At 63.5% G+C, this 22,842-nt stretch carries 23 protein-coding genes and 1 tRNA gene; 20 read left to right on the top strand and 4 right to left on the bottom strand.

The annotated features are described in order from the left end of the window. Positions 1-64: 64 nt before the first annotated feature. A complete protein-coding gene (locus tag IVA74_RS26655; RefSeq protein ID WP_247349339.1) occupies positions 65-379 on the bottom strand; it encodes an HU family DNA-binding protein in 315 nt (104 codons plus the stop codon). A 251-nt stretch (positions 380-630) separates the two neighbouring features. On the opposite strand from IVA74_RS26655, the gene IVA74_RS26650 reads away from it, so the two are divergent. After that, positions 631-707: transfer RNA gene (locus IVA74_RS26650), tRNA-Asp, on the top strand. Between the two features lie 265 nt (positions 708-972). Here IVA74_RS26650 and IVA74_RS26645 read toward each other — a convergent pair. The 3 genes from IVA74_RS26645 to IVA74_RS26635 form a co-directional block, all read right to left on the bottom strand. Continuing rightward, complete coding sequence (locus tag IVA74_RS26645; protein ID WP_247349336.1) at positions 973-1,176, bottom strand: hypothetical protein; 204 nt, start codon at positions 1,174-1,176, stop codon at positions 973-975. Positions 1,177-1,320: 144 nt separating this feature from the next. Next, the gene (locus tag IVA74_RS26640) at positions 1,321-2,616 is read right to left on the bottom strand and encodes an MFS transporter (protein ID WP_247349333.1); all 1,296 of its coding nucleotides are present in this window, start codon (positions 2,614-2,616) and stop codon (positions 1,321-1,323) included. Positions 2,617-2,677: 61 nt separating this feature from the next. Then, positions 2,678-3,868, bottom strand: coding sequence for an aromatic ring-hydroxylating dioxygenase subunit alpha (locus IVA74_RS26635; RefSeq protein WP_247349329.1), 1,191 nt, complete (start codon positions 3,866-3,868; stop codon positions 2,678-2,680). A gap of 181 nt (positions 3,869-4,049) precedes the next feature. Between IVA74_RS26635 and IVA74_RS26630 the strand changes: the two genes are divergently transcribed. The 19 genes from IVA74_RS26630 (at position 4,050) to IVA74_RS26540 (ending at position 22,825) form a co-directional block, all read left to right on the top strand. Further along, a complete protein-coding gene (locus IVA74_RS26630) occupies positions 4,050-4,565 on the top strand; it encodes a MarR family transcriptional regulator (RefSeq protein ID WP_247349326.1) in 516 nt (171 codons plus the stop codon). A gap of 179 nt (positions 4,566-4,744) precedes the next feature. After that, positions 4,745-6,994 carry a TonB-dependent siderophore receptor gene (locus IVA74_RS26625; RefSeq protein ID WP_247349484.1) on the top strand — a complete coding sequence of 750 codons (2,250 nt, stop codon included), beginning with the start codon at positions 4,745-4,747 and terminating at the stop codon, positions 6,992-6,994. Positions 6,995-7,016: 22 nt separating this feature from the next. Further along, positions 7,017-8,153 (top strand): PepSY-associated TM helix domain-containing protein, encoded by a 1,137-nt coding sequence (locus tag IVA74_RS26620; protein ID WP_247349324.1) that lies wholly within the window; start codon positions 7,017-7,019, stop codon positions 8,151-8,153. After that, entirely contained in the window at positions 8,150-8,383 is a 234-nt protein-coding gene (locus tag IVA74_RS26615; RefSeq protein WP_247349322.1) for a hypothetical protein, read from the top strand. Before IVA74_RS26620 ends, IVA74_RS26615 begins: the two co-directional genes overlap by 4 nt. Before the next feature lie 257 nt (positions 8,384-8,640). Next, positions 8,641-9,006 (top strand): NADH-quinone oxidoreductase subunit A, encoded by a 366-nt coding sequence (locus tag IVA74_RS26610; RefSeq protein ID WP_247349320.1) that lies wholly within the window; start codon positions 8,641-8,643, stop codon positions 9,004-9,006. Continuing rightward, positions 9,003-9,584: an NADH-quinone oxidoreductase subunit B gene (locus IVA74_RS26605; protein WP_247349482.1), complete on the top strand. Its 582-nt coding sequence runs from the start codon at positions 9,003-9,005 to the stop codon at positions 9,582-9,584. Before IVA74_RS26610 ends, IVA74_RS26605 begins: the two co-directional genes overlap by 4 nt. Before the next feature lie 11 nt (positions 9,585-9,595). Beyond that, entirely contained in the window at positions 9,596-10,210 is a 615-nt protein-coding gene (locus IVA74_RS26600) for an NADH-quinone oxidoreductase subunit C (protein WP_247349319.1), read from the top strand. Positions 10,211-10,212: 2 nt separating this feature from the next. Continuing rightward, a complete protein-coding gene (locus tag IVA74_RS26595) occupies positions 10,213-11,409 on the top strand; it encodes an NADH-quinone oxidoreductase subunit D (RefSeq protein ID WP_247349318.1) in 1,197 nt (398 codons plus the stop codon). Next, the gene (locus IVA74_RS26590; RefSeq protein ID WP_247349316.1) at positions 11,409-12,371 is read left to right on the top strand and encodes an FkbM family methyltransferase; all 963 of its coding nucleotides are present in this window, start codon (positions 11,409-11,411) and stop codon (positions 12,369-12,371) included. Before IVA74_RS26595 ends, IVA74_RS26590 begins: the two co-directional genes overlap by 1 nt. 12 nt (positions 12,372-12,383) lie before the next feature. Continuing rightward, positions 12,384-12,995, top strand: a complete 612-nt coding sequence (gene nuoE, locus IVA74_RS26585; protein WP_247349315.1) for an NADH-quinone oxidoreductase subunit NuoE — start codon at positions 12,384-12,386, stop codon at positions 12,993-12,995. Further along, positions 12,995-13,201 carry a hypothetical protein gene (locus IVA74_RS26580; protein ID WP_247349314.1) on the top strand — a complete coding sequence of 69 codons (207 nt, stop codon included), beginning with the start codon at positions 12,995-12,997 and terminating at the stop codon, positions 13,199-13,201. The genes nuoE and IVA74_RS26580 overlap by 1 nt, the downstream gene beginning before the upstream one ends. A gap of 15 nt (positions 13,202-13,216) precedes the next feature. Next, positions 13,217-14,542 carry an NADH-quinone oxidoreductase subunit NuoF gene (gene nuoF, locus IVA74_RS26575; protein WP_247349312.1) on the top strand — a complete coding sequence of 442 codons (1,326 nt, stop codon included), beginning with the start codon at positions 13,217-13,219 and terminating at the stop codon, positions 14,540-14,542. Positions 14,543-14,547: 5 nt separating this feature from the next. After that, entirely contained in the window at positions 14,548-16,623 is a 2,076-nt protein-coding gene (nuoG, locus tag IVA74_RS26570) for an NADH-quinone oxidoreductase subunit NuoG (RefSeq protein WP_247349310.1), read from the top strand. A gap of 4 nt (positions 16,624-16,627) precedes the next feature. Beyond that, positions 16,628-17,695, top strand: a complete 1,068-nt coding sequence (gene nuoH, locus IVA74_RS26565; protein WP_007603555.1) for an NADH-quinone oxidoreductase subunit NuoH — start codon at positions 16,628-16,630, stop codon at positions 17,693-17,695. 14 nt (positions 17,696-17,709) lie between these two features. Then, positions 17,710-18,198, top strand: a complete 489-nt coding sequence (nuoI, locus tag IVA74_RS26560; RefSeq protein ID WP_247349480.1) for an NADH-quinone oxidoreductase subunit NuoI — start codon at positions 17,710-17,712, stop codon at positions 18,196-18,198. A 9-nt stretch (positions 18,199-18,207) separates the two neighbouring features. Further along, positions 18,208-18,846 (top strand): NADH-quinone oxidoreductase subunit J, encoded by a 639-nt coding sequence (locus tag IVA74_RS26555; RefSeq protein WP_007610978.1) that lies wholly within the window; start codon positions 18,208-18,210, stop codon positions 18,844-18,846. Next, positions 18,843-19,151 carry an NADH-quinone oxidoreductase subunit NuoK gene (gene nuoK / locus IVA74_RS26550; protein WP_015685769.1) on the top strand — a complete coding sequence of 103 codons (309 nt, stop codon included), beginning with the start codon at positions 18,843-18,845 and terminating at the stop codon, positions 19,149-19,151. The genes IVA74_RS26555 and nuoK overlap by 4 nt, the downstream gene beginning before the upstream one ends. A 65-nt stretch (positions 19,152-19,216) precedes the next feature. Continuing rightward, positions 19,217-21,316 carry an NADH-quinone oxidoreductase subunit L gene (nuoL, locus tag IVA74_RS26545; protein ID WP_247349309.1) on the top strand — a complete coding sequence of 700 codons (2,100 nt, stop codon included), beginning with the start codon at positions 19,217-19,219 and terminating at the stop codon, positions 21,314-21,316. Then, positions 21,317-22,825 (top strand): NADH-quinone oxidoreductase subunit M, encoded by a 1,509-nt coding sequence (locus IVA74_RS26540; protein ID WP_247349308.1) that lies wholly within the window; start codon positions 21,317-21,319, stop codon positions 22,823-22,825. It abuts the gene before it with no gap. Positions 22,826-22,842 lie beyond the last annotated feature (17 nt).

Raw genomic sequence — 22,842 nt, 5'->3', positions numbered from 1 at the left:
TACCAGAAAAGTGGGCCGCGTTGCGGCGGGACGACGCTGCTCAGGCTTAACGAAATGTGAGTGGTTAGATCGCCTCTTTCAGTTCCTTGACCGGGCGGAAGGCGACCTTCTTGCTGGCCTTGATATGGATCGGCTCGCCAGTCGCGGGATTGCGGCCGGTGCGGGCGGCGCGCTTGCGGACCTGGAGGATGCCGAGCCCGACGATGCGGACGCGGTCGCCCTTCTTGAGGTGCTTGGTGATCAGGTCGACCATGTCGGTCAGGACCGCCTCGGCGTGCTTTTTCGACAGGTCCTGGCTCTCCGCGATGTCGGCGGCGAGGCGCTTGAGCGTGATGGTGGCGGGAGCGGCAGCCTTCTTCGCCGAGTCCTTCTTAGCCATGTCTGGCCTCCTCGATGTCTGGCCTCCTCGATTCCTGCCGGTGGTCGGGAAGACGGCCCCTGAACCCGCAAGTTCCCGGAGGCGTAGACGATTCGGGACCGGACTGACTACGTCAGCCCTCGCGGCCGAGGGTCACGTTCGTGCGCACCCTCGACGGAAATCCGCTCGTTCAGGCTGCGGATGCAACGTCCTTGACTTCAACAGGTCCGGCCTTTAAGTCCCCCCTCGTTCCGCAGACATTTGCGTGTCACGCGGGAGTAGCTCAGTTGGTTAGAGCGCCGGCCTGTCACGCCGGAGGTCGCGGGTTCGAGCCCCGTCTCTCGCGCCATTTTTTGGCAATCCTTTCATACCCTTACCTCCGAATCCTCTTCTTGCTTCGATCCCCGGTCGCTCGCGGCACGACTCCTGCGTGCTTTTTGGCCTTCGACCGGCGTAAAACTCCCGCGCTCGCGCGGCGCCCTGTTGCGGTTCAGGCGAGAAATTCAAGCACAGATGCGGCAGCTATTGACCCGATCCATGTCGGCGTCCTCACCCGTCGCCTGAATCAAAAAGGCCGCCCGGAGGCGGCCACTGGTCTGTCCGTAAGCCTCGCGTCAGCGGATATCTGACGTCCCGGCGCTCGTCACCACGACCGGTTTGCCGGCTTTGATCACGTGGGTGGACTGGGCGGTCTGGCTGTGATCGGCATTGGTGCGGGCTGCGATCCCGAAGCCGGCCACAGTGATGCCGGCCACCAGCGCCACAACCACGATCTTCAGGTGGGTCGCACGATCAGCAGAGTGAATGGAGTGGTTCATCTGAGCCTCCCGACGGGCTTTGCCGCCGTCTATGGCTCCACTTGTAAGGACCGTCTGTTTCTGGATGGTTTCGCGGGTTCCGCAAAATGGTTTCATCTGGTCGCCCGGCGGGTTTCACCGGGCGAAGGTGTTCCAGGGCCTGCCTCAGGCTGCGGCCCGGCCGATATCGTCCCGGATGGTGTGGGCCGCCCAGACGAACAGGATCGCCCCCAGCGTGGTCGTGACCGCAGCCGAAAGCAGGGAATAGCGCACGGCGTCCGCGCCATAGCTGCCTTTGAGGGCGTCGTTGACCATGCCCACAGCGAGCGGGCCGACGCCCTGGCCGAAGCAGGTGGCGGTGAGCGCGATCAGGGCGGAGGCGAGTGCCCGCATGCTCGGCTTGGCCACCGTCTGTGCGATCGCGAAGATCGGCCCGAGATGGAAGCCGACCAGGAACGAGGTCAGCGCCAGCATGGCCACCATCATCGCAAAGTCCTGCGTCAGCATGCATACCGCGAACACGGGGCCGGCGAGGCCAGAGGTGATCGCGGGCGCCCACAGCTTCCAGCGATCGTCGCGGCGGCTGATGTTGGCCACCACGAAGCCGCCGAGCAGGGTGCCGGCCATGCCGGCGAGCCCCTTGAAGGTGCCGGCGTAGGTGCCGATCTCGGCGCTCGACAGATGGTGCACGCGGGCCAGGAACGGCGGGATCCACGCCGCGGTCGCGTAGTTCGTGTAAGTGGTGAGACAGAAACCGATCAGCACGATGATGAAGCTTCGCTGGGATGCGAGGAAGCGTAGCGTCGGGCCGAGCGGCTCGGGCACGAAGCTCTCCTGCATGGCGCCGCGCTTCGGCTCGGAGATCGTCAGCCACAGGATCAATGCGAGCAGAATGCCGGGCACGCCCGCGACGTAGAACGCCGTCCGCCAGCCATAGTGCTGGTTGACGTAGCCGCCGACGAAATAGCCGAGGAAGACGCCGAGATAGGTGCCGACGGCGTAGATGCCGAGCGCGCGCGGACGCTCGTTCTTGGCGAAGAGATCAGCGACGATGGATTGCGAGGCGGGCGAGCCCGCGGATTCGCCGATGCCGACGCCGATCCTCGCCAGCGCCAGCGAGGTGACGCTCGAAGCCGCGCCGCACAGTGCCGTCATCGCGCTCCAGAACGCGAAGGCGGCGGCGACGATGTTGCGCCGGTTGAGCCGGTCGGCGACGCGCGCGATGGGAATGCCGAGCAGGGAGTAGAACAGCGCGAAGCCGAAGCCCGCGAGCAGGCCCATCATGGTGTCGCTGAGCTGAAACTCCTTCTTGATCGGCTCGATCAGGACGTTGAAGATCGTGCGGTCGAGGAAGTTCAGCGCATAGATGATGGTGAGCAGGCCCAGCACGTAATAGCGCCGCGCCGAAGGCTTTGCCGCGGCGGCCGTTTGCACCGACATTTGTGAGGTCACATCGACCATCGCTTCCCCCAATTAGTCTTTGTTATCGTTGTCGGTCCAGCTCTTATTTGGAGCCGGATAGTCAGCCTTCGCGGATGTAATTCCCCGCTTCGAATTCGACGGGATGCGCGCTTGCGTCGAAAGACGTTCCGATCGGATCGCGGCCTGCTTCCATCGCTTCGAGCTGGTCGCTCAGCATGCGCCGGATCATGAGGATGCCGCGGTCGCTCTGGCCGAAATGTTCCTCGGAATGGACGGTCTGCGGGCCCTGACCGACCTGGGCCTCGTAATCGCCGGGGAATTGCTGGTGCTCGGTCTCGGTCATGTCCCACCAGAATTTTCCGTTGAATTTCGAACGCATGCGGCCGATGTCGCCGGTGTTCTTGACGCGGCCGGCGACGTAGATTCGGAACGAGGTGTCGTCGATCGGCAGCGTCCAGCCGATCGACTCGACGCGGGCGAATTGCGCGACGCGCGGGTTCGGCACGACGCGCAAGGTAGGCAGCGCGGCCTCGGTAACGCGGTAAAAAACCTTGCCGTCATCCTGCTTGCGGATCGAGCGCACGGCGATCCCGCGCGGCGTCTTGTCGAATTTCACCTCCGGCATCGACGCCATCATGTTGGTGAATTGCGGACCCGAGAACGAGCCGTGCAGCACGGGCACATGGTAGGGATCGACCACGTTCTCAAAATGCTGGAGCCAGTTGCAGGGGATGATCGCCGGACCACCGCCGCCGATCGAGGAATCGTCGGCTTCGACGAACTCGCCGTCATCCATGGTCTCCAGGCATTCGTAAGCCGGCAGCACCGGGCGTTTCTCGGCCGGGCCCATATAGGCGAAGATCAGCCCGTAGCGCTCCTCGATCGGATACCAGGGCTGGCGCACCTTGTCCTTGTACTGGCCGCCGTCGGACTCGCAGGGCTGCTCCAGGCAGTGACCTTCGGTGTCGAACTTCCAGCCGTGATAGCAGCAGCGGATGCCGTCCTCCTCGACCTTGCCGTAATAGAGCGTGGTGCCGCGGTGGCAGCAGCGGGCGTGCAGCAGGCCGACGCGGCCGTGCTTGTCGCGGAACAGCACCAGATCCTCCCCGAGTGCGCGCACTTTCTTCGGCGTGTCGGTGGCATCACTGACAAGTCCGACCGGATGCCAGTAGCGGCGGAGCAGTTCGCCCATCGGCGTGCCGCGCACGACCGAGGTGAGCTCGGTGCGTGTGAGCGCCGGCTTCATCGCATAGGCGGTGCCGAGATCGCGATCCCGCTGGGTGATGGTCATGATGATCCTCCCGCTGTCGGCCGTGCTGACCCGGCTTGTGACGCCTTGAACACCAGTGAAGGGCTGATCGATGACAATGTCAACGAATTTCCAAATGCCTCTTTAGTCGCTTTCGGATCAGGCTGGGGAGCTTGCGCTACCAACCCTTGGCAGGCCGCGGCTTTCTTGGCAGAGGTGGATCATGAGCCAGACATCAAGCAGGGACGGGCGCACATCGTCCGATGCGGACGAAAGTCACTCGCCGGCGCCGATCACCGCGATGCTGTCGTCACGGCTGATGGTGCTGGCCAATCTGCTCAAGCGCGGTGCGATGCTGCGCTACAAGCGCCTAGCCGGATTGTCCTCCGTCGAGTTCGGCCTCGTCGCCTCGCTCGGCCGCCGCCCGCCGATGAGCGTGGCGCGGCTCGCCGAAGCCGTCGGCCAGGACAAGGGACAGATCAGCCGTGCGCTTGCGGAACTCGTCTCGCGCAAGCTGATTGCGAAATCGGCGAACCCGAAGGACAGCCGCGAGGTGCTGGTCTCGCTCACACCGGCAGGGCTCGCCGCGCATGATGCGATCGTCGAAGGCGCGCAGGACCGTAATCGAAAATTGCTGGAACAGTTGAGCAGGGACGAGTTCGAGACGCTGTTGGCGCAGATCGACCGTCTCACGGCGACGGCAGAAAAGCTGCTCGAAGCCGAGAAAGTTCCGCGCTGATTGCGCGGCAATCTCCGGAAATATTGGATCGCTTCTAAGAAATTTTCTTGGAATCCTTCTAAGAACTTTTCAATTAGGGATTTCGCGCGCGCTCACTTAAGCGTCACGGCAGTGCCGTCACGGAACTGACGGCATGTCGCATGCAGATACGTTTGGGGTGGCGCGTGAACAGTCTTGGAATGCTGCGGTCGGCCGTATTGGCGACCGCATCCGCTTGGGTTTTGGTGCCGCAGGCATCGCTTGCACAATCTTCTGTGCAGAGCGGCGCGCAGAATATTCCGTCGGTGACCGTCGCCGCGCCGGAAGGGCGCCGCCGTGCTGCCGCCGCCCAGCGTCGCGCGCCGCGATCATCCGAGCAGACTGCTAACCGAAGCAAGCCGCAGCCGCAGCGCAATGTCGGTTTCGTCGAGACCCCGCTCGGCCCGGTGCACGGCTACGTCGCCGGTCGCAGTTCGTCGGGCACCAAGACCAACACGCCGATCATGGAGTCGCCGCAGTCGGTGTCGGTAATCGGCGCCGAGCAGATCCGCGACCAGAAGCCGAACAAGCTCGACGAAGTGCTGCGCTACACCGCCGGCGTGCGCGCCGGAACCTTCGGTGCCGACACCCGCAACGATTGGTGGCTGATCCGCGGCTTCAAATCCGATGACGTCGGCCTGTTCCTCGACGGCATGCAGCTGTTCTACACGTCCTATGCGAGCTGGAAGCTGCAGCCGTCGAACATGGAGCGCGTCGAGGTGCTGCGTGGTCCGTCGGCCGTGCTCTATGGCGGATCGAGCCCGAGCGGCATCGTCAACGTCATCAGCAAGATGCCGCCGACCGAGCCGGTCCGTTACATCGAGACCGGCGTCAACAATTTCGGCAATGCCTATGTCGGCTTCGATGTCGGCGGTCCTGTCGCGACGCAGTCCCAGGATGGCAAGCTGTTCTACCGCGTCGTCGGCCAGGTCCAGAACGGGAATACGCAGGTCAATTTCACGCCCGACAACAACTACTTCATCGCGCCGTCGTTCACCTGGAAGCCGGATGCCGACACCACCTTCACGGTGCTGGCCTCGGCCTCGAAGCAGGACACCCGCGGCATCAACTTCCTGCCCTACCAGGGCACGGTGACCAACGCGCCGTTCGGCAAGATTCCGACCAGCTTCTTCGTGGGCGATCCCAGCGTCGACAAGTTCACGCGCGAGCAGGAGATGCTCGGCTACCATTTCGAGCGCAATCTCACCGACGATTTGACGTTCCGGCAGAACGCGCGATTTGCACATATCGACCTGACCTATCGCGGCTACATCGGTAATGGCTGGGACAATATCAATACGGCTACGATGGGCCGCTACAATTGGTATGCAAAGAACACCGCCAATCAGGCCAATCTCGACAACCAGCTCGAGTATCGCTTCAACAGCGGCCCGGTCGGGCACACGATGCTGTTCGGTGTCGATCTGAAGGGCTATCAGATCGATGACTATCAGGCCTTCAACTTCGGCACGGTTCCTCCGATTAACGTCTTCAATCCAGCCTATGGTATCGACATCCCGCTCGCGGGCGCGCCGTTCCGCAACTTCCTGCTCACGCAGAAGCAGGCCGGCACCTACGTTCAGGACCAGATGAAGCTCGGCAACTTCACGCTGGTGCTGAGCGGTCGCAATGACTGGGTCGAGACGACGCAGGCCGCCCGCGACACGGGCGCAAACATCGCCCAACGCGACGACAGCAGATTCAGCGGGCGCGCCGGCCTGATCTACAATTTCGACAACGGCATCGCGCCCTATGTCTCCTATTCGACGAGCTACAATCCGATCATCGGCCTCAACGCACAGAACCAGCTGTTCCTGCCGGAGACCGCCAAGCAGGCCGAGATCGGCGTCAAGGTCGCGCCGAAGGGATTCGACGGCTACTTCACCGCCTCGGTATTCGACCTGAAGCGCCAGAACGTGGCTACCACCGATCCGTTGAATGTGCTGCTGCAAAACCAGACCGGAGAGGTGACCTCGCGCGGCATCGAGCTCGAAGCCGTGGCCAATGCCACGAAGGAGCTGAAGCTGATCGGCGCGTTCACGGCCTATCACCTGTTCAACAGCCGGGATCTCGACCCGTCGCTGGTCGGCAAGACGCCGACCAACACGCCTGAGTTGCTGGTATCGGGCTGGGCGGACTACACCTTCAAGGACGGCCCGCTTGAGGGCTTCGGCTTCGGTGGCGGTGCGCGCTATGTCGGGTCTTCCTGGGCCGACGCCGCCAACACCCTCGAGGTTCCCGCAGTTGTGCTCGGCGATCTCGCAGTCCATTACGAATGGCAGAACTGGCGCACGGCTATCAACGTGATCAATCTGACCGACAAGATCTATGTCGCGAGCTGTGCCTCGGCGACGTCGTGCTTCTACGGCGACCGCCGGCGCGTCACCGCCAGCGTTTCCTACAAATGGTAGGCGCAGACGAGGGGAGGGCTTCGTGAAGGCGCGCACGGTCAGGCTCTGGTCCGTGGTCCACACCTGGACCAGCCTGATCTCGACTATCTTTCTGCTGCTGCTCTGCCTGACCGGCCTGCCGCTGATCTTCCATCACGAGATCGATGAGCTCCTGGGCTATGCCCCCCAGCCCGAAGCTCATGCGAGCGCGGCGCGTGCGACGACCCAGGCGGTCGCCGACGCCGCGCTCGCCGCCGATCCCGGCCGCGTGCTGCAATATATCTCCTGGGACAAGGACGAGCCCGGGATCGTCACGGCTTTCACCAACAGTGCCGTCGACGGGCTGCCCGATAATACCACCGTGCGCGCCTTCGATGCGGTCTCGACCAAGCTGCTCGGCCCGGTCGGCGTCGGGCCGATGCTGATCGTTCTGAAGCTGCACACCGACATGTTCGCGGGCCAGCCCGGAAAGCTGTTTCTGGGCGGGATGGGTCTGCTGTTCGCAATCGCCATCATCTCCGGCGTGGTGCTGTACTGGCCGTTCACTCGCCGTCTGCGCTTTGCCACTATTCGCGACCGCGCCTCAACCCGCGTGCGCTGGCTCGACTGGCACAATTTGATCGGCGTGGTGACGGTGGCCTGGGCGCTGGTGGTGGGCCTGACCGGCGTCGTCAACACCTGGGCCGAGCTGATGCTCAACCAGTGGAAGGCGACCGAACTCGCCAGCATGGTCGCGCCATATGCCGGCAAGCCGCCACCGTCGCATCTGGCCTCGCTCGACGACGTCGTCGCACGCGCCAGACAGACCGCGCCCGGCATGGAGGTCGCCTTCATCGCCTTTCCAGGGACGCCCTTCACCTCGTCGCATCACTTCGCCGCCTTCATGCGCGGCGACACGGCGTTGACGGCGCGGCTGCTCAAGCCGGTGCTGCTCGACGGAGAGACGGGGCAGGTCGCCGACAGCCGCGCGTTGCCGGTCTATCTCCAGGCGCTCCTGATCTCGCAGCCGCTGCATTTCGGAGACTATGGCGGGATGCCGCTCAAGGTGATCTGGGCCGCGCTCGACCTGCTCACGATCGTTATGATCGGCAGCGGCCTCTATCTCTGGCTGACGCGGCGGCGCAAGCGCGCGCCTGCCAAATCCAACGCATTCGCCAGACGAGCCCCGGTCCCGTCGTGATGCATGGCTCCCCTGACCGTACGCGCCGGTGGATACGTGTCTTTGCCGCACCTGTACTGCTTGCGGCTGCGACCATCACCGGTCTGCTCGCTGCGCTGCTCTGGGGGACCGTCGGCCAATACGTCGCCTGGGTGACCGTGGGAGCGCCTGTGCTGGTCATCGCCTGGGTTTGGGTGCGCCGCGGCAGCCAAAAACCCCGGCATTTTGACCGGATGTTGCGCGGCAAGTAGCTGCCTCGGCCCGTGCGCCGCAATCTCAGAACCGCTGCCCTGCAAAACCGTGGGCGCCATTGCCCAACCCTTGCCGGGTTTTCTGATCTGCTCCATACCAGCGCGGGGTGATTCCGGAATTTCATCGTTCCGGGAGCGGGAAAGGGCCTAAAAAGAGCGTGTCTTGCGCCCATTGGTGCACTGCGCTAAGGCTCAGAATAATTCCAAACTGGACGAATCCGTGGCTGTCCCGAGGCTGCGGGAAAAAGGGCTCGTCAATGAGCGGCATTCTTCAGAACTATCTTCCACTCGTGGTATTCATAGGGGTAGCGGCCCTTATTGGCCTTGTGCTGTTGATCGCGCCCTTCATCGTCGCGTTCCAGCAGCCGGATCCGGAAAAGCTGTCGGCGTATGAGTGCGGTTTCAACGCCTTCGACGACGCCCGCATGAAGTTCGACGTCCGCTTCTATCTGGTCGCCATCCTCTTCATCATCTTCGACCTCGAGGTGGCGTTCCTGTTTCCCTGGGCGGTCGCGTTCGGCAAGCTTGGCGCGACCGGCTTCTGGTCCATGGTGGTGTTCCTCGGCGTGCTGACGGTCGGGTTCGCCTATGAATGGAAGAAAGGGGCACTCGAATGGGATTGAACCCTGCACCGTCCTCCGGTCCAGTCGTAGCGCCGGCCCCCAAGGGCATTCTGGATCCGTCGACCGGCAAGCCGATCGGGGCCCGTGATCCGTTCTTCCTCGAGGTCAATTCGGAGCTGTCCGACAAGGGCTTCTTCGTGGCCGCGACCGACGACCTCATCACCTGGGCGCGTACCGGCTCGCTGATGTGGATGACCTTCGGTCTCGCCTGCTGCGCGGTCGAGATGATGCAGGTTTCGATGCCGCGCTACGACATCGAGCGCTTCGGCTTCGCCCCGCGTGCCTCGCCGCGCCAGTCCGACGTGATGATCGTCGCGGGCACCCTGACCAACAAGATGGCGCCTGCGCTGCGCAAGGTCTACGACCAGATGCCCGAGCCGCGCTACGTCATCTCGATGGGCTCCTGCGCCAACGGTGGCGGCTATTATCACTATTCCTACTCGGTCGTGCGCGGTTGCGACCGTATCGTACCGATCGACATCTACGTGCCGGGCTGCCCACCGACGGCGGAAGCGCTGCTTTACGGGGTGCTGCTGCTGCAGAAGAAGATCCGCCGCACCGGTACCATCGAACGCTAAGGTTTTACGTCATGGACGACGCCAAGCTCGACGCCCTGGGGCAGACGATCGTTAGCGCGCTTCCGGGCGCTGCCATCGGTCATTCGGTGGCCTTCAACCAGCTCACGGTCGATGTCGAAGCCAGCAAGATCGTCGAGGTGGTCAAGTACCTCCGCGACGATCCCAACTGCCGGTTCATCAACTTCACCGACATCACGGCGGTGGACTATCCTTCGCGCGAAAAACGCTTCGACGTGATCTATCACTTCCTGTCACCGGCCCTGAACGCGCGGATTCGGCTCAAGGCCCAGGCCGACGAGACCACGCAGGTGCCGTCGCTGATCGAGGTGTTCCCGGGCGCCGACTGGTTCGAGCGCGAAGCCTACGACCTCTATGGCGTGTTCTTCGTCGGCCACCCCGACATGCGCCGCCTCCTGACCGACTATGGCTTCGAGGGCCATCCGCTGCGCAAGGACTTCCCGACCACCGGTTTCGTCGAGGTCCGCTACGACGACCAGGAGAAGCGGGTGGTGTACGAGCCGGTCAGGCTCAACCAGGAATTCCGCAAGTTCGACTTTTTGTCTCCGTGGGAGGGCGCCGACTATCCGGTCCTTCCGGGCGATGAAAAAGCAGGGCCGAAGGTCTGAACATGAACGAGCAACCCGAAAACCTTCGCAACTTTACGATCAACTTCGGTCCGCAGCATCCGGCGGCGCATGGCGTGCTGCGTCTGGTGCTGGAGCTTGACGGCGAAGTCGTCGCCCGCGTCGACCCGCATATCGGCCTGCTTCACCGCGGCACCGAAAAACTGATCGAGCAGAAGACCTATCTCCAGGCGATCCCCTATTTCGACCGCCTCGACTACGTCGCGCCGATGAACCAGGAGCACGCCTTCTGCATGGCGGCTGAAAAGCTGCTCGGCATCGAGGTGCCGCGCCGCGCTCAGTTGATCCGCGTGCTCTATTGCGAGATCGGCCGCATTCTGTCGCATTTGCTCAACGTCACCACGCAGGCGATGGACGTCGGGGCGCTGACCCCGCCGCTATGGGGTTTTGAAGAGCGCGAGAAGCTGATGGTGTTCTACGAGCGCGCCTCCGGCAGCCGCATGCACGCAGCCTACTTCCGCGTCGGCGGCGTGCATCAGGACCTGCCGCAGAAGCTGGTCGACGACATCGACACCTGGTGCGATCCGTTCCTGAAGGTGGTCGAAGATCTCGATCGGCTGCTCACCGCCAATCGCATCTTCAAGCAGCGCAACGTCGACATCGGCGTGGTGTCGCTGAAGGAAGCCTGGGAGTGGGGCTTCTCGGGCGTGATGGTGCGCGGCTCGGGCGCCGCCTGGGATCTGCGCAAGTCGCAGCCCTATGAGTGCTACGCCGAGATGGATTTCGACATTCCGATCGGCAAGAACGGCGACTGCTACGACCGCTATCTGATCCGCATGGAAGAGATGCGCCAGTCCGTGCGCATCATGAAGCAGTGCATCCAGAAGCTGAACGCAGCCGAAGGAAAAGGCCCGGTCGTCGTCGAAGACAACAAGGTTGCTCCGCCGCGCCGTGGCGAGATGAAGCGCTCGATGGAAGCGCTGATCCATCACTTCAAGCTCTACACCGAAGGCGTCCACGTGCCGGCCGGTGAGATCTATGCCGCGGTCGAGGCGCCCAAGGGCGAGTTCGGCGTCTATCTCGTCTCCGATGGCTCCAACAAGCCTTACAAGTGCAAGATCCGCGCGCCGGGCTTTGCGCATCTCCAGGCCATGGACCACATCTGCCGCGGCCATCTGCTCGCCGACGTCTCGGCCATCCTCGGCTCGCTCGACATCGTGTTCGGAGAGGTCGATCGGTGATGGCGCAGGCGCCAATCCAGTTTGACCGTGCCTCGGGGGCCCTTGAAGGGGCCAACCTGTGGGAGCGGACGGCTGCCTTGGCGCTGGTGACGGGATCGAAGATCTCGTCGCACTTCTCGCATATGGGCTACATCGCCTGCGCGAACCTGCTGCGGAAGACGCTGACCGAGCGCAACATCGCGATCAAGCTCAACCCCGACGCTGTGTTCGAATTCCCTTACGGCGACGGTTACTGGAGCAAGCTGCTCAATCGCTCCTACAATTACGAGGACGAACTGGAGCTGTTGTTCGCCGACTCCATCGACGTCGACTACACGCTGCTCGATTGCGGCGCCAATTACGGCTATTGGTCGGTGCTGGTGTCGAGCAAGCCGTTCGGCTCGCACATGGCGATTGCGATCGAGCCGTCGGGTCAGAACTATCCGAAGCTCGCCAACAACGCCCGCGTCAACGGCAATCGCTTCGAGACCATGAAATGCGCGATCGGCGCGGGCCGCGGCACCGCGCGTCTGTCCGGCACCAAGCACGAGGCCTTCAGCATTGCCGGCGGTGCGTCGGCGGGCGGCGAGGACGTGCCTGTGACCGCGCTCGACAATCTCATCGACGACGGCAAGGTTGCCGCCAGCGGCAAGTACCTGATCAAGCTTGACGTCGAGGGCGTCGAGATCGAGGCGATCAAGGGCGGCGCCCGGCTGCTCCAGGCCGACAGCGTCATCATGTGCGAAGAGCACGGCAGCGACCGCTCGCATGCGGTGTCGCGCTACATCCTTGAACACACCCCGCTGAAGCTGATCGTGTTCGATCCGCGCAGCAACCGGATGGAGACCGTGACCGAACTGTCGATCCTCGATCGCATCAAGGTCTCGACCCACGTCGGCTACAACGTTTTCGGCACCGCAAGCGCATTCTGGCAGGACAGGATCGAAGCCCTGAATGCCAAAACCGCGCGCCGCATGCAGTGAGAGATTGAAGAAATGTCCGTTCGCCGATTAGCACCGAAGGAAGTCCAGCCCGCGAGCTTTGCGTTGACGGAGGAGAACCTCGCGTTTGCCAAGCAGCAGATCGCGAAATATCCGGCCGGACGCCAGGCTTCGGCGGTCATCGCCATCCTCTGGCGGGCGCAGGAGCAGCACGACGGCTGGGTCTCGGAAGCCGCCATCCGCGTCGTCGCCGACATGCTCGACATGCCCTATATCCGCGTGCTCGAGGTCGCGACCTTCTACACGATGTTCCAGCTGGCCCCCGTCGGCAAGAAGGCCCACGTCCAGGTCTGCGGCACCACGCCGTGCCGCCTGCGCGGCGCCGAGGATCTGATCCACGTCTGCGAGCACCGCATCCATCACGAGCCCTTCCATCTCTCCAAGGACGGCAATTTCAGCTGGGAAGAGGTGGAGTGCCTCGGTGCCTGCGTGAACGCGCCGATGGTGCTGATCGGCAAGGATACCTATGAGGATTTGACCAAGGAAAGCTTCGGCAAGGTGCTCGACGGCTTTGCTTCGGGCAATCCGCCCAAGCCCGGCCCGCAGAACGGCCGCCAGTTCTCGGCGCCGACGGGCGGGCCGACCACACTTAAGGAGGTCACCTGATGCGTGATCTCTCGTCGTCAGTCGTTGAAGGGAGCAGTGTTGTGAAGAAGTGGGGCTTCATCGCAATGCATTCCGCCGCGGCGGCCACATTCATTTTCCTGCTTCAGCGCTTCGCTCTGAACGCGCCGCTGGAATCCAGTCTGCTCTGGGCGTTGACCTTCGCCGTCTGCGCCGCCGGGCTTGCCTACAAGCAAGCCAACCGTTGATCGGAAAGCACTGACATGCTCGAGGACAAGGACCGCATCTTCAAGAACCTCTACGGCCTCCATGATTGGGGGCTCGAGGGCGCGCGCCGCCGCGGCGCCTGGGATGGTACGAAGAACATCATCGACAAGGGCCGTGACTGGATCATCAACGAGATGAAGGCGTCGGGGCTGCGCGGCCGCGGTGGCGCCGGCTTCCCGACCGGCCTGAAATGGTCGTTCATGCCGAAGGAATCGACCGACGGCCGGCCGAGCTATCTCGTCGTCAACGCGGACGAATCCGAGCCCGGTACCTGCAAGGATCGCGAGATCATGCGGCACGATCCGCATCTCCTGATCGAGGGCTGCCTGATCGCGAGTTGCGCGATGAACGCGCATGCCTGCTACATCTATGTCCGCGGCGAGTTCATCCGCGAGCGCGAGCATCTCCAGGCGGCGATCGACCAGGCCTACGAGGCCAAGCTGGTCGGCAAGGACAACGTCAACGGCTGGCCGTTCGACATCTACGTCGCCCACGGCGCCGGCGCCTATATCTGCGGCGAAGAAACCGCGCTGCTCGAGAGCCTCGAAGGCAAGAAGGGCCAGCCGCGTCTGAAGCCGCCGTTCCCGGCGAATGTCGGCCTGTACGGCTGCCCGACCACCGTCAACAACGTCGAGTCGATCGCGGTCGCGCCGGACATTCTGCGCCGGGGTGCGGCGTGGTTCGCCGGCATCGGCCGTCCGAACAACGTCGGCACGAAGCTGTTCTGCATCTCCGGCCATGTCGAGCGGCCCTGCAACGTCGAAGAAGCCATGGGCATTCCGTTCCGTGAGCTGATCGAGAAGCATTGCGGCGGCATCCGCGGCGGCTGGGACAACCTCAAGGCCGTGATCCCCGGCGGTTCCTCCGTGCGCATGGTGCCGGCCGAGCAGATCATCGAGACGCCGATGGATTTCGACAGCTTGAGCAAGCTGCGCTCGGGCCTCGGCACCGCGGCCGTGATCGTGATGGACAAGTCGACCGATTTGATCCGCGCCATCGCCCGCATCTCCTATTTCTACAAGCATGAGAGCTGCGGCCAGTGCACGCCGTGCCGCGAGGGCACCGGCTGGATGTGGCGCGTCTTGAGCCGCATGGCCGACGGCCGCGCCCACAAGCGCGAAATCGACATGCTGCTGGAAGTCACCAAGCAGGTCGAAGGCCACACCATCTGCGCGCTCGGCGACGCGGCGGCGTGGCCGATCCAGGGCCTCATCGCGCATTTCCGTCATGAGATCGAAGCGCGCATCGACGAATATTCGCACAAGTCCGACATCGACGATATCGGCGTCCGCGATCCCGTGAACATGGTCGCGGCGGAGTAGAGAGAATGACCAAGCTCATCATCGACGGCAAAGAGATCGATGTCCCCGCCGAATACACGCTGCTTCAGGCGTGCGAGGCGGCCGGCGCCGAGATTCCGCGCTTCTGCTATCACGAGCGGCTGTCGATCGCCGGCAATTGCCGGATGTGCCTCGTCGAGGTGAAGGGCGGCCCGAAGCCGGTCGCAAGCTGCGCCTGGGGCGTGCGCGATTGCCGTCCGGGTCCCAAGGGCGAACCGCCGGAAATTTCCACGCGTTCGCCGATGGTGAAGAAGGCGCGCGAAGGCGTGATGGAATTCCTTCTCATCAACCATCCGCTGGACTGTCCGATCTGCGACCAGGGTGGCGAGTGCGATCTGCAGGACCAGGCGATGGGCTATGGTGTCGACACCAGCCGCTTCGCCGAGAACAAGCGCGCGGTCGAGGACAAATATCTCGGCGCGCTGGTCAAGACCTCGATGAACCGCTGCATCCAGTGCACCCGCTGCGTCCGCTTCTCGGCGGAAGTGGCCGGCGCCCCTGAAATGGGCGCGACCGGCCGCGGCGAGGACATGGAGATCACGACCTATCTCGAGCACGCGCTGACGTCGGAGTTGCAGGGCAATCTCGTTGACATCTGCCCGGTCGGTGCGCTGACCTCGAAGCCTTATGCTTTCGCCGCACGCCCGTGGGAGCTCGGCAAGACCCAGTCGATCGACGTGACGGACGGCATCGGATCCGCGATCCGCGTCGACACCCGCGGCCGCGAAGTGATGCGTATCCTGCCGCGCATCAACGAGGCCGTGAACGAGGAGTGGATCTCGGACAAGACCCGCCACGTCGTCGACGGCCTGCGCACCCAGCGCCTTGACCGGCCCTATATCCGCGAAGCCGGCAAGCTGCGGGCGGCAAGCTGGCCCGAAGCCTTTGCCGCGATCGCCGCGAAAGCGGCGCGCACCGACGGCAAGCGCATCGGCGCGATCGCGGGCGACCTCGCCGGCGTCGAGGAAATGTTCGCGCTGAAGGACCTGCTGGCCAAATACGGCTCGGGCAATCTGGCGGTGCAGGGCGGCGACGCCTTCGACCCCGCGCTCGGCCGCGGCTCCTACATCTTCAATCCGACGCTGGTGGGCGTCGAGCAGGCCGACGCGCTGCTGATCATCGGCGCCAATCCGCGGAAAGAGGCGGCCGTGTTCAATGCCCGCATCCGCAAGCGCTGGCGCGCCGGCGGCTTCAAGGTCGGCGTGATCGGCGCCAAGGACGACCTGACCTACGATTATGACCATCTCGGCGCGGGCACCGAGACGCTCGGTGAACTCGCGGCTGGCAAGCACTCCTTCATGGACGTGCTGAAGAACGCCAAGAACCCGATCATCCTGGTCGGTGCGGGCGCGGCCTCGCGCCACGACGGCGCTGCTATTCTCGCCGCCGCCGCCGAGCTTGCGCTCGACGTCGGCGCGCTCAAGGACGGCTGGAACGGCTTTGGCGTACTGCATGAGAGCGCTTCGCGCGTCGGTGCGCTGGATATCGGCTTTGTCGCCGGTCAGGGCGGGCTTAACGCGGCGCAGATGACGACGTTCGGGACGCTCGACCTGCTGTTTCTGCTCGGCGCCGACGAGATCAAGCCGTCGGACGGCACCTTCGTCGTCTATATCGGCACCCACGGCGACCGCGGCGCGCATCGCGCCGACGTGATCCTGCCGGCAGCCGCCTATACCGAGAAGTCCGCGATCTACGTCAACACCGAAGGCCGCGTGCAGATGACCGGCCGCGCCGCGTTCCCGCCGGGCGAGGCCCGCGAGGACTGGGCGATTGTCCGCGCGCTGTCGGAGGCGCTCGGCAAGAAGCTCGGCTACGACTCGCTTTCGGCCCTGCGCCAGGCGATCTTCAAGGCCGTGCCGCATCTAATCCGTCTCGACCAGATCGAGGCCGGCTCCGCCGACCAGATCAAGAAACTCGCGGGCAAGGGCGGCACGATGGAGAAGGCGCCGTTCAAGCCGCTGGTCGAGGACTTCTATTTGACCAACCCAATCGCGCGTGCGTCCGCCGTGATGGCGGAGTGTTCGCGGCTTGCCTCCGGGCAGATGCTGACCGCAGCGGAGTGAGCTGATGGAATTCTTCGAAAGCGCATTCTGGACCGGGTTCCTCTGGCCGCTGATCATCATGATCGCGGAGAGCGTCCTGGTGCTGGTCGTCCTGCTGGTGGCGATCGCCTACATCCTGCTCGCCGACCGCAAGATCTGGGCGGCGGTGCAGATACGCCGCGGTCCGAACGTGGTCGGTCCCTGGGGTCTGCTGCAGTCCTTCGCCGATCTCCTGAAGTTCGTGCTGAAGGAGCCGATCATTCCGTCCGGCGCCAACAAGGGCGTGTTCCTTCTTGCTCCCTTGGTGTCGTGCGTGCTCGCGCTCGCCGCGTGGGCGGTGATCCCGACTAATCTCGGCTGGGTGATTTCCGACATCAATGTCGGCGTCCTCTTCATCTTCGCGATCTCGTCGCTGTCGATCTACGGCATCATCATGGCGGGCTGGTCGTCGAACTCGAAGTACCCGTTCCTGGCGGCGCTGCGCTCGGCGGCGCAGATGGTGTCGTATGAAGTCTCGATCGGCTTCGTCATCATCACGGTGCTGCTCTGCGCCGGCACGCTGAACCTCTCCGCGGTGGTCGAGGCCCAGCATGTCCGCGGCCTCGCCAGCCTGATCGGGTTGCCGCAGCTCACCATCCTGAACTGGTATGTTTGGCCGCTGTTCCCGATGTTCGTGATCTTCTACGTCTCGGCTCTGGCGGAAACCAACCGCCCGCCGTTCGACCTGGTCGAAGCGGAATCCGAGCTCGTGGCCGGCTTCATGGTCGAATACGGCTCGACGCCGTATCTGCTGTTCATGCTCGGCGAGTATGTCGCGATTGCCACGATGTGCGCGATGGCGACGATCCTGTTCCTCGGAGGCTGGCTGCCGCCGGTGGACCTGCCGCCGTTCAACTGGGTGCCGGGGATCATCTGGTTCTCGCTAAAACTGTTTTTCATGTTCTTCCTGTTCGCGATGGCCAAGGCGATCGTGCCGCGCTACCGCTACGATCAACTGATGCGCCTCGGCTGGAAAGTGTTCCTGCCGCTGTCGCTGGCGATGGTGATCGTGGTGGCCGGAGTGCTGCATTTCGCCGGCATCGCGCCGAAGTGAGGGCCGTCATGGGTATCAACATCAACGCCACTGCACGGTCGCTTCTGCTGTCGGAATTCGTCTCGGCGTTCTTCCTCGCCATGCGCTATTTCTTCCAGCCGAAGCCGACACTGAACTATCCGTTCGAGAAGGGCCCGATCTCGCCGCGCTTCCGCGGCGAGCACGTGCTGCGCCGCTATCCGAATGGTGAAGAGCGCTGCATCGCCTGCAAGCTCTGCGAAGCGGTGTGCCCGGCGCAGGCCATCACCATCGAGGCCGGCCCGCGGCGCAACGACGGCACCCGCCGTACCGTGCGCTACGACATCGACATGGTGAAATGCATCTATTGCGGCCTCTGCCAGGAGTCCTGTCCGGTCGATGCGATCGTCGAAGGCCCGAACTTCGAGTTCGCGACCGAGACCCGCGAGGAACTGTTCTATGACAAGGCCAAGCTGCTCGCCAACGGCGACCGCTGGGAACGCGAGATCGCGAAAGCGATCGAGCTCGACGCGCCGTACCGGTGAGATGAGAGCATGATCCTTCCCGCGCTGTTCTTCTATCTCTTCGCCGGCGTCTGCGTCGCCTCGGCGGTGATGGTGATTGTCTCGCGCAATCCCGTGCACTCCGTGCTGTACCTGATCCTGGCCTTCGTCAACGCCTCCGGCCTGTTCGTGCTGATGGGCGCCGAATTCCTGGCGATGATCCTGATCGTCGTCTACGTCGGCGCCGTCGCCGTGCTGTTCCTGTTCGTGATCATGATGCTCGACGTCGATTTCCTCGAGCTGCGCGAGGGCTTCATCGAGTACCTGCCGGTCGGCCTCGTGATCGGCGGCATCTTCCTGTTCGAGCTGCTGCTCACGGTCGGCTTCTGGGTCATCAACCCCGGCGTCGCCAAGACGATCACGGCGGCGATCCCGACCAATGTCTCGAACACCGAGGCGCTCGGCCTGGTGCTTTATACGAAGTACATCCACTACTTCCAGCTCTCGGGCATGGTGCTGCTGGTTGCCATGATCGGTGCCATCGTGCTGACGCTGCGGCACAAGGCGAGCGTCAAGCGGCAGGACATCAACGTTCAGAACGCCCGCACGCCCGAAATTGCGATGGCGATACGCAAGGTGGCGCCGGGGCAGGGGCTCCAGGACTCTGACGCGGCGGAGTGGGTGAAATGACGATCGGGCTCGGACACTATCTTGCGGTCGGCGCGATCCTGTTCACGCTCGGGATCCTCGGCATCTTCCTGAACCGCAAGAACATCATCGTCATCCTGATGTCGATCGAGCTGATCCTGCTCGCGGTCAACATCAACCTCGTGGCGTTCTCGACCTTCCTCGGCGATATCGTTGGGCAGGTCTTCGCGCTTCTTGTGCTCACCGTCGCGGCCGCCGAAGCCGCGATCGGTCTCGCCATCCTGGTGGTCTATTTCCGCAACCGCGGCTCGATCGCGGTTGAGGACGTCAATCTGATGAAGGGCTAACGCGCATGATCCGGAAAAGTGGATACCGGTTTTCCGGTCAGATCATGCGCAAAGAGAAATAAGTCATGGTCCAGGCAATCGTCTTTCTGCCTCTGCTGGGGGCCATTCTGGCCGGCATGATCGCGCTGTTCGGCGCGCATGCCCGCAACCCCTCGGGCGACACGGTCGAGCACCACGATGATCACGGACACGGCGCACAGGCGCATGCGTCCGATACGATCAACGAGGATGCATCGGTCATCCAGGAGTCCCATCACGAGCCCGGCGACGGCCACGACGACCATCACGTCTCCGAGCCGCCCGCGGCGGGCTCGCGCGGCGCCGAGCTGATCACCACGGCGTTCCTGTTCGTGTCGGCGGCGCTGTCCTGGATGACGCTGGTCGACGTCGGCTTCATGCACCACGACATGCGCATTCCGCTGTTGCCGTGGATTCTCTCCGGCGATCTCCAGGTCTACTGGACGCTGCGGGTCGACACGCTCACCGCGGTGATGCTGGTGGTGGTCACCACCGTGTCCTCGCTCGTGCACCTCTATTCCATCGGCTACATGGACGAGGACCCGAACCGGCCGCGCTTCTTCGGCTATCTCAGCCTGTTCACCTTCGCCATGCTGATGCTGGTGACCGCGGACAACCTCGTGCAGCTGTTCTTCGGCTGGGAAGGCGTGGGTCTGGCGAGCTATCTCCTGATCGGCTTCTGGTACCAGAAGCCGTCGGCGAACGCGGCCGCCATCAAGGCCTTCGTGGTCAACCGCGTCGGCGATTTCGGCTTCGCGCTCGGCATTTTCGCGATCTTCCTGCTGGTCGGCTCGACCGATTTCGAGACCATCTTCCATGCAGCTCCGAGCCTGACCGGCAAGACCATCGACTTCCTCGGCTGGCACGCCGATGCGCTGACCCTGACCTGCCTGCTGCTGTTCATGGGCGCGATGGGCAAATCGGCGCAGTTCCTTCTGCACACCTGGTTGCCGGACGCGATGGAGGGCCCGACCCCGGTGTCGGCGCTGATCCACGCGGCGACCATGGTCACCGCCGGTGTGTTCATGGTGGCGCGCCTGTCGCCGCTGTTCGAGCTCGCGCCGAACGCGCAGGCCGTCGTGATGTTCTTCGGCGCCACAACGGCGTTCTTCGCGGCGACCATCGGCCTCGTCCAGAACGACATCAAGCGCATCGTCGCTTACTCGACCTGTTCGCAGCTCGGCTACATGTTCGTGGCGATGGGAGCAGGGGCCTATTCGGTCGGCATGTTCCATTTGTTCACGCATGCCTTCTTCAAGGCGCTCTTGTTCTTGGGCTCCGGCTCGGTGATCTACGCGATGCATCACGAGCAGGACATCCGCAACATGGGCGGCCTCTGGCGCAAGATCCCCTACACCTACGCGGTGATGGTGGTCGGCACGCTCGCGCTCACCGGCTTCCCGCTGACCGCCGGCTATTTCTCCAAGGACGCGATCATCGAGTCCGCCTACGCCTCGCACAATCCGTTCGCGATGTACGGCTTCGTGATGACGGTCGTCGCGGCCGGCCTGACCTCGTTCTATTCGTGGCGCCTGATCTTCAAGACCTTCCACGGCGAGCCCCAGGACGAGCATCACTACGAGGCTGCGCATGAAGCGCCGATCTGGATGCTGATCCCGATCGGCGTGCTCGCGGTCGGCTCTATCTTGGCCGGCTTCCCGTTCAAGGAGCTGTTTGCCGGTCACGGCATCGAGGAGTTCTTCCGCGAGTCCGTGAAGATGAATCCGCACATCATCGAGGGGATGCACCACATCCCCGAGACCATCGCCTTCCTGCCGACGGTGATGATGGTGCTGGGCTTCCTGGTGTCGTACCTGTTCTACATCCGCCGGCCCTATCTGCCGGTCGAGCTCGCGAACACGCAGCCGATGCTGTACAAGTTCCTGCTCAACAAATGGTACTTCGACGAGCTCTACGATCTCATCTTTGTCCGTCCGGCGAAGTGGATCGGCTATCAGCTCTGGAAGAAGGGCGACGGCTTCATCATCGACGGCCTCGGCCCCGACGGCATCTCGGCCCGCGTGCTGGATGTCACCCGCAACGTCGTGAAGATCCAGACCGGCTATCTCTATCACTACGCGTTCGCCATGCTGATCGGTGCCGCCGGCCTGATCACCTGGTTCATGTTCGGCCTTGGAGGCCAGTAAATGACGACCTGGCCAATTCTATCCGTCACGACGTTCCTGCCGCTGGTCGGCGCGCTGATCGTCTATCTCAGCCGCGGCGATGACGAGGCGGCCCGGCGCAACTCGCGCTGGATCGCGCTCTGGACCACGCTGATCACCTTCGCGGTATCGGTGATCCTGGTCATGCGGTTCGACGCGTCGAACGCCGACTTCCAGTTCGTCGAGAAGGCGAACTGGCTCGCCACCGGCATCACCTATCACATGGGCGTGGACGGCATTTCGCTGCCGCTGGTGATCCTGACCACCGCCATCATGCCGTTCTGCATCATCGCGAGCTGGAAGGCGATCACCAACCGCGTCCGCGAATACATGATGGCGTTCCTGATCCTGGAAACGCTGATGATCGGCACCTTCTCGGCGCTCGATCTCGTGCTGTTCTACCTGTTCTTCGAAGGCGGCCTGATCCCGATGTTCCTGATCATCGGGGTCTGGGGCGGTCCGCGCCGGGTCTACGCGTCCTTCAAGTTCTTCCTCTACACGCTGCTCGGCTCGGTCCTGATGCTGCTCGCCATCATGGCGCTGTACTGGAACGGCGGCACCACCGACATCCCGACCCTGATGCACACGGCCGTGCCGCGCTCGTTGCAGACCTGGGCCTGGCTGGCCTTCTTCGCCTCGTTCGCGGTGAAGATGCCGATGTGGCCGGTGCACACCTGGCTCCCCGACGCGCACGTCGAGGCGCCGACGGCCGGCTCCGTGGTCCTCGCTGCGATTCTCCTGAAGATGGGCGGCTACGGCTTCCTGCGCTTCTCGCTGCCGATGTTCCCGCTGGCCTCGCACGACTTCGCGCCGCTGGTCTTCACGCTTTCGGCCATCGCCATCATCTACACCTCGCTGGTGGCGCTGATGCAGGAGGACATGAAGAAGCTGATTGCGTACTCGTCAGTTGCGCATATGGGCTTCGTCACCATGGGCATCTTTGCCGGCACGATGCAGGGCGTCGCCGGTGGCGTGTTCCAGATGATCTCGCACGGCATCGTCTCCGGCGCGCTGTTCCTCTGCGTCGGCATCGTCTACGACCGCATGCATACCCGCGACATCGCGGCCTATGGCGGCCTCGTCAACCGGATGCCGCTCTACGCGCTGACTTTCATGGTCTTCACCATGGCCAATGTCGGTCTGCCCGGCACCTCCGGCTTCGTCGGCGAGTTCATGACGCTGCTCGGCACCTTCAAGGTCTCGATCCCGACCGCGTTCTTCGCCACCTTCGGCGTGATCCTGTCGGCCTGCTACGCGCTCTGGCTTTACCGTAAGGTGGTGTTCGGAGCGCTGGTCAAGCCGTCGCTGATGAGCATGAAGGATCTCACCTTCCGGGAGTGCCTGACGCTGTTCCCGCTGATCGCGCTGACGATCCTGTTCGGTATCTACCCGAAGCCGGTGCTCGACATGTCGGCGGCCTCGGTCCAGCAACTCGTCAACAATTACAACACCGCTGTGACGGCCGTGAAGGCCGCCGCACTGCTCCAGTGAGCGGGCAGGTCAGGATA

Origin of the sequence: Bradyrhizobium sp. 132 (genome assembly GCF_023074185.1) — a bacterium.
In the GTDB taxonomy this organism is placed as follows: domain Bacteria; phylum Pseudomonadota; class Alphaproteobacteria; order Rhizobiales; family Xanthobacteraceae; genus Bradyrhizobium.
This window is presented reverse-complemented; position numbering and strand designations above follow the sequence as displayed.

Coding starts and splice junctions, on each gene's coding strand:
- IVA74_RS26655 (WP_247349339.1), bottom strand. CDS start 379: ATGGCTAAGAAGGACTCGGCGAAGAAGGCTGCCGCTCCCGCCACCATC.
- IVA74_RS26645 (WP_247349336.1), bottom strand. CDS start 1,176: ATGAACCACTCCATTCACTCTGCTGATCGTGCGACCCACCTGAAGATC.
- IVA74_RS26640 (WP_247349333.1), bottom strand. CDS start 2,616: ATGGTCGATGTGACCTCACAAATGTCGGTGCAAACGGCCGCCGCGGCA.
- IVA74_RS26635 (WP_247349329.1), bottom strand. CDS start 3,868: ATGACCATCACCCAGCGGGATCGCGATCTCGGCACCGCCTATGCGATG.
- IVA74_RS26630 (WP_247349326.1), top strand. CDS start 4,050: ATGAGCCAGACATCAAGCAGGGACGGGCGCACATCGTCCGATGCGGAC.
- IVA74_RS26625 (WP_247349484.1), top strand. CDS start 4,745: ATGCTGCGGTCGGCCGTATTGGCGACCGCATCCGCTTGGGTTTTGGTG.
- IVA74_RS26610 (WP_247349320.1), top strand. CDS start 8,641: ATGAGCGGCATTCTTCAGAACTATCTTCCACTCGTGGTATTCATAGGG.
- IVA74_RS26600 (WP_247349319.1), top strand. CDS start 9,596: ATGGACGACGCCAAGCTCGACGCCCTGGGGCAGACGATCGTTAGCGCG.
- IVA74_RS26595 (WP_247349318.1), top strand. CDS start 10,213: ATGAACGAGCAACCCGAAAACCTTCGCAACTTTACGATCAACTTCGGT.
- IVA74_RS26590 (WP_247349316.1), top strand. CDS start 11,409: ATGGCGCAGGCGCCAATCCAGTTTGACCGTGCCTCGGGGGCCCTTGAA.
- nuoE (WP_247349315.1), top strand. CDS start 12,384: ATGTCCGTTCGCCGATTAGCACCGAAGGAAGTCCAGCCCGCGAGCTTT.
- IVA74_RS26580 (WP_247349314.1), top strand. CDS start 12,995: ATGCGTGATCTCTCGTCGTCAGTCGTTGAAGGGAGCAGTGTTGTGAAG.
- nuoF (WP_247349312.1), top strand. CDS start 13,217: ATGCTCGAGGACAAGGACCGCATCTTCAAGAACCTCTACGGCCTCCAT.
- nuoG (WP_247349310.1), top strand. CDS start 14,548: ATGACCAAGCTCATCATCGACGGCAAAGAGATCGATGTCCCCGCCGAA.
- nuoH (WP_007603555.1), top strand. CDS start 16,628: ATGGAATTCTTCGAAAGCGCATTCTGGACCGGGTTCCTCTGGCCGCTG.
- IVA74_RS26555 (WP_007610978.1), top strand. CDS start 18,208: ATGATCCTTCCCGCGCTGTTCTTCTATCTCTTCGCCGGCGTCTGCGTC.
- nuoK (WP_015685769.1), top strand. CDS start 18,843: ATGACGATCGGGCTCGGACACTATCTTGCGGTCGGCGCGATCCTGTTC.
- nuoL (WP_247349309.1), top strand. CDS start 19,217: ATGGTCCAGGCAATCGTCTTTCTGCCTCTGCTGGGGGCCATTCTGGCC.
- IVA74_RS26540 (WP_247349308.1), top strand. CDS start 21,317: ATGACGACCTGGCCAATTCTATCCGTCACGACGTTCCTGCCGCTGGTC.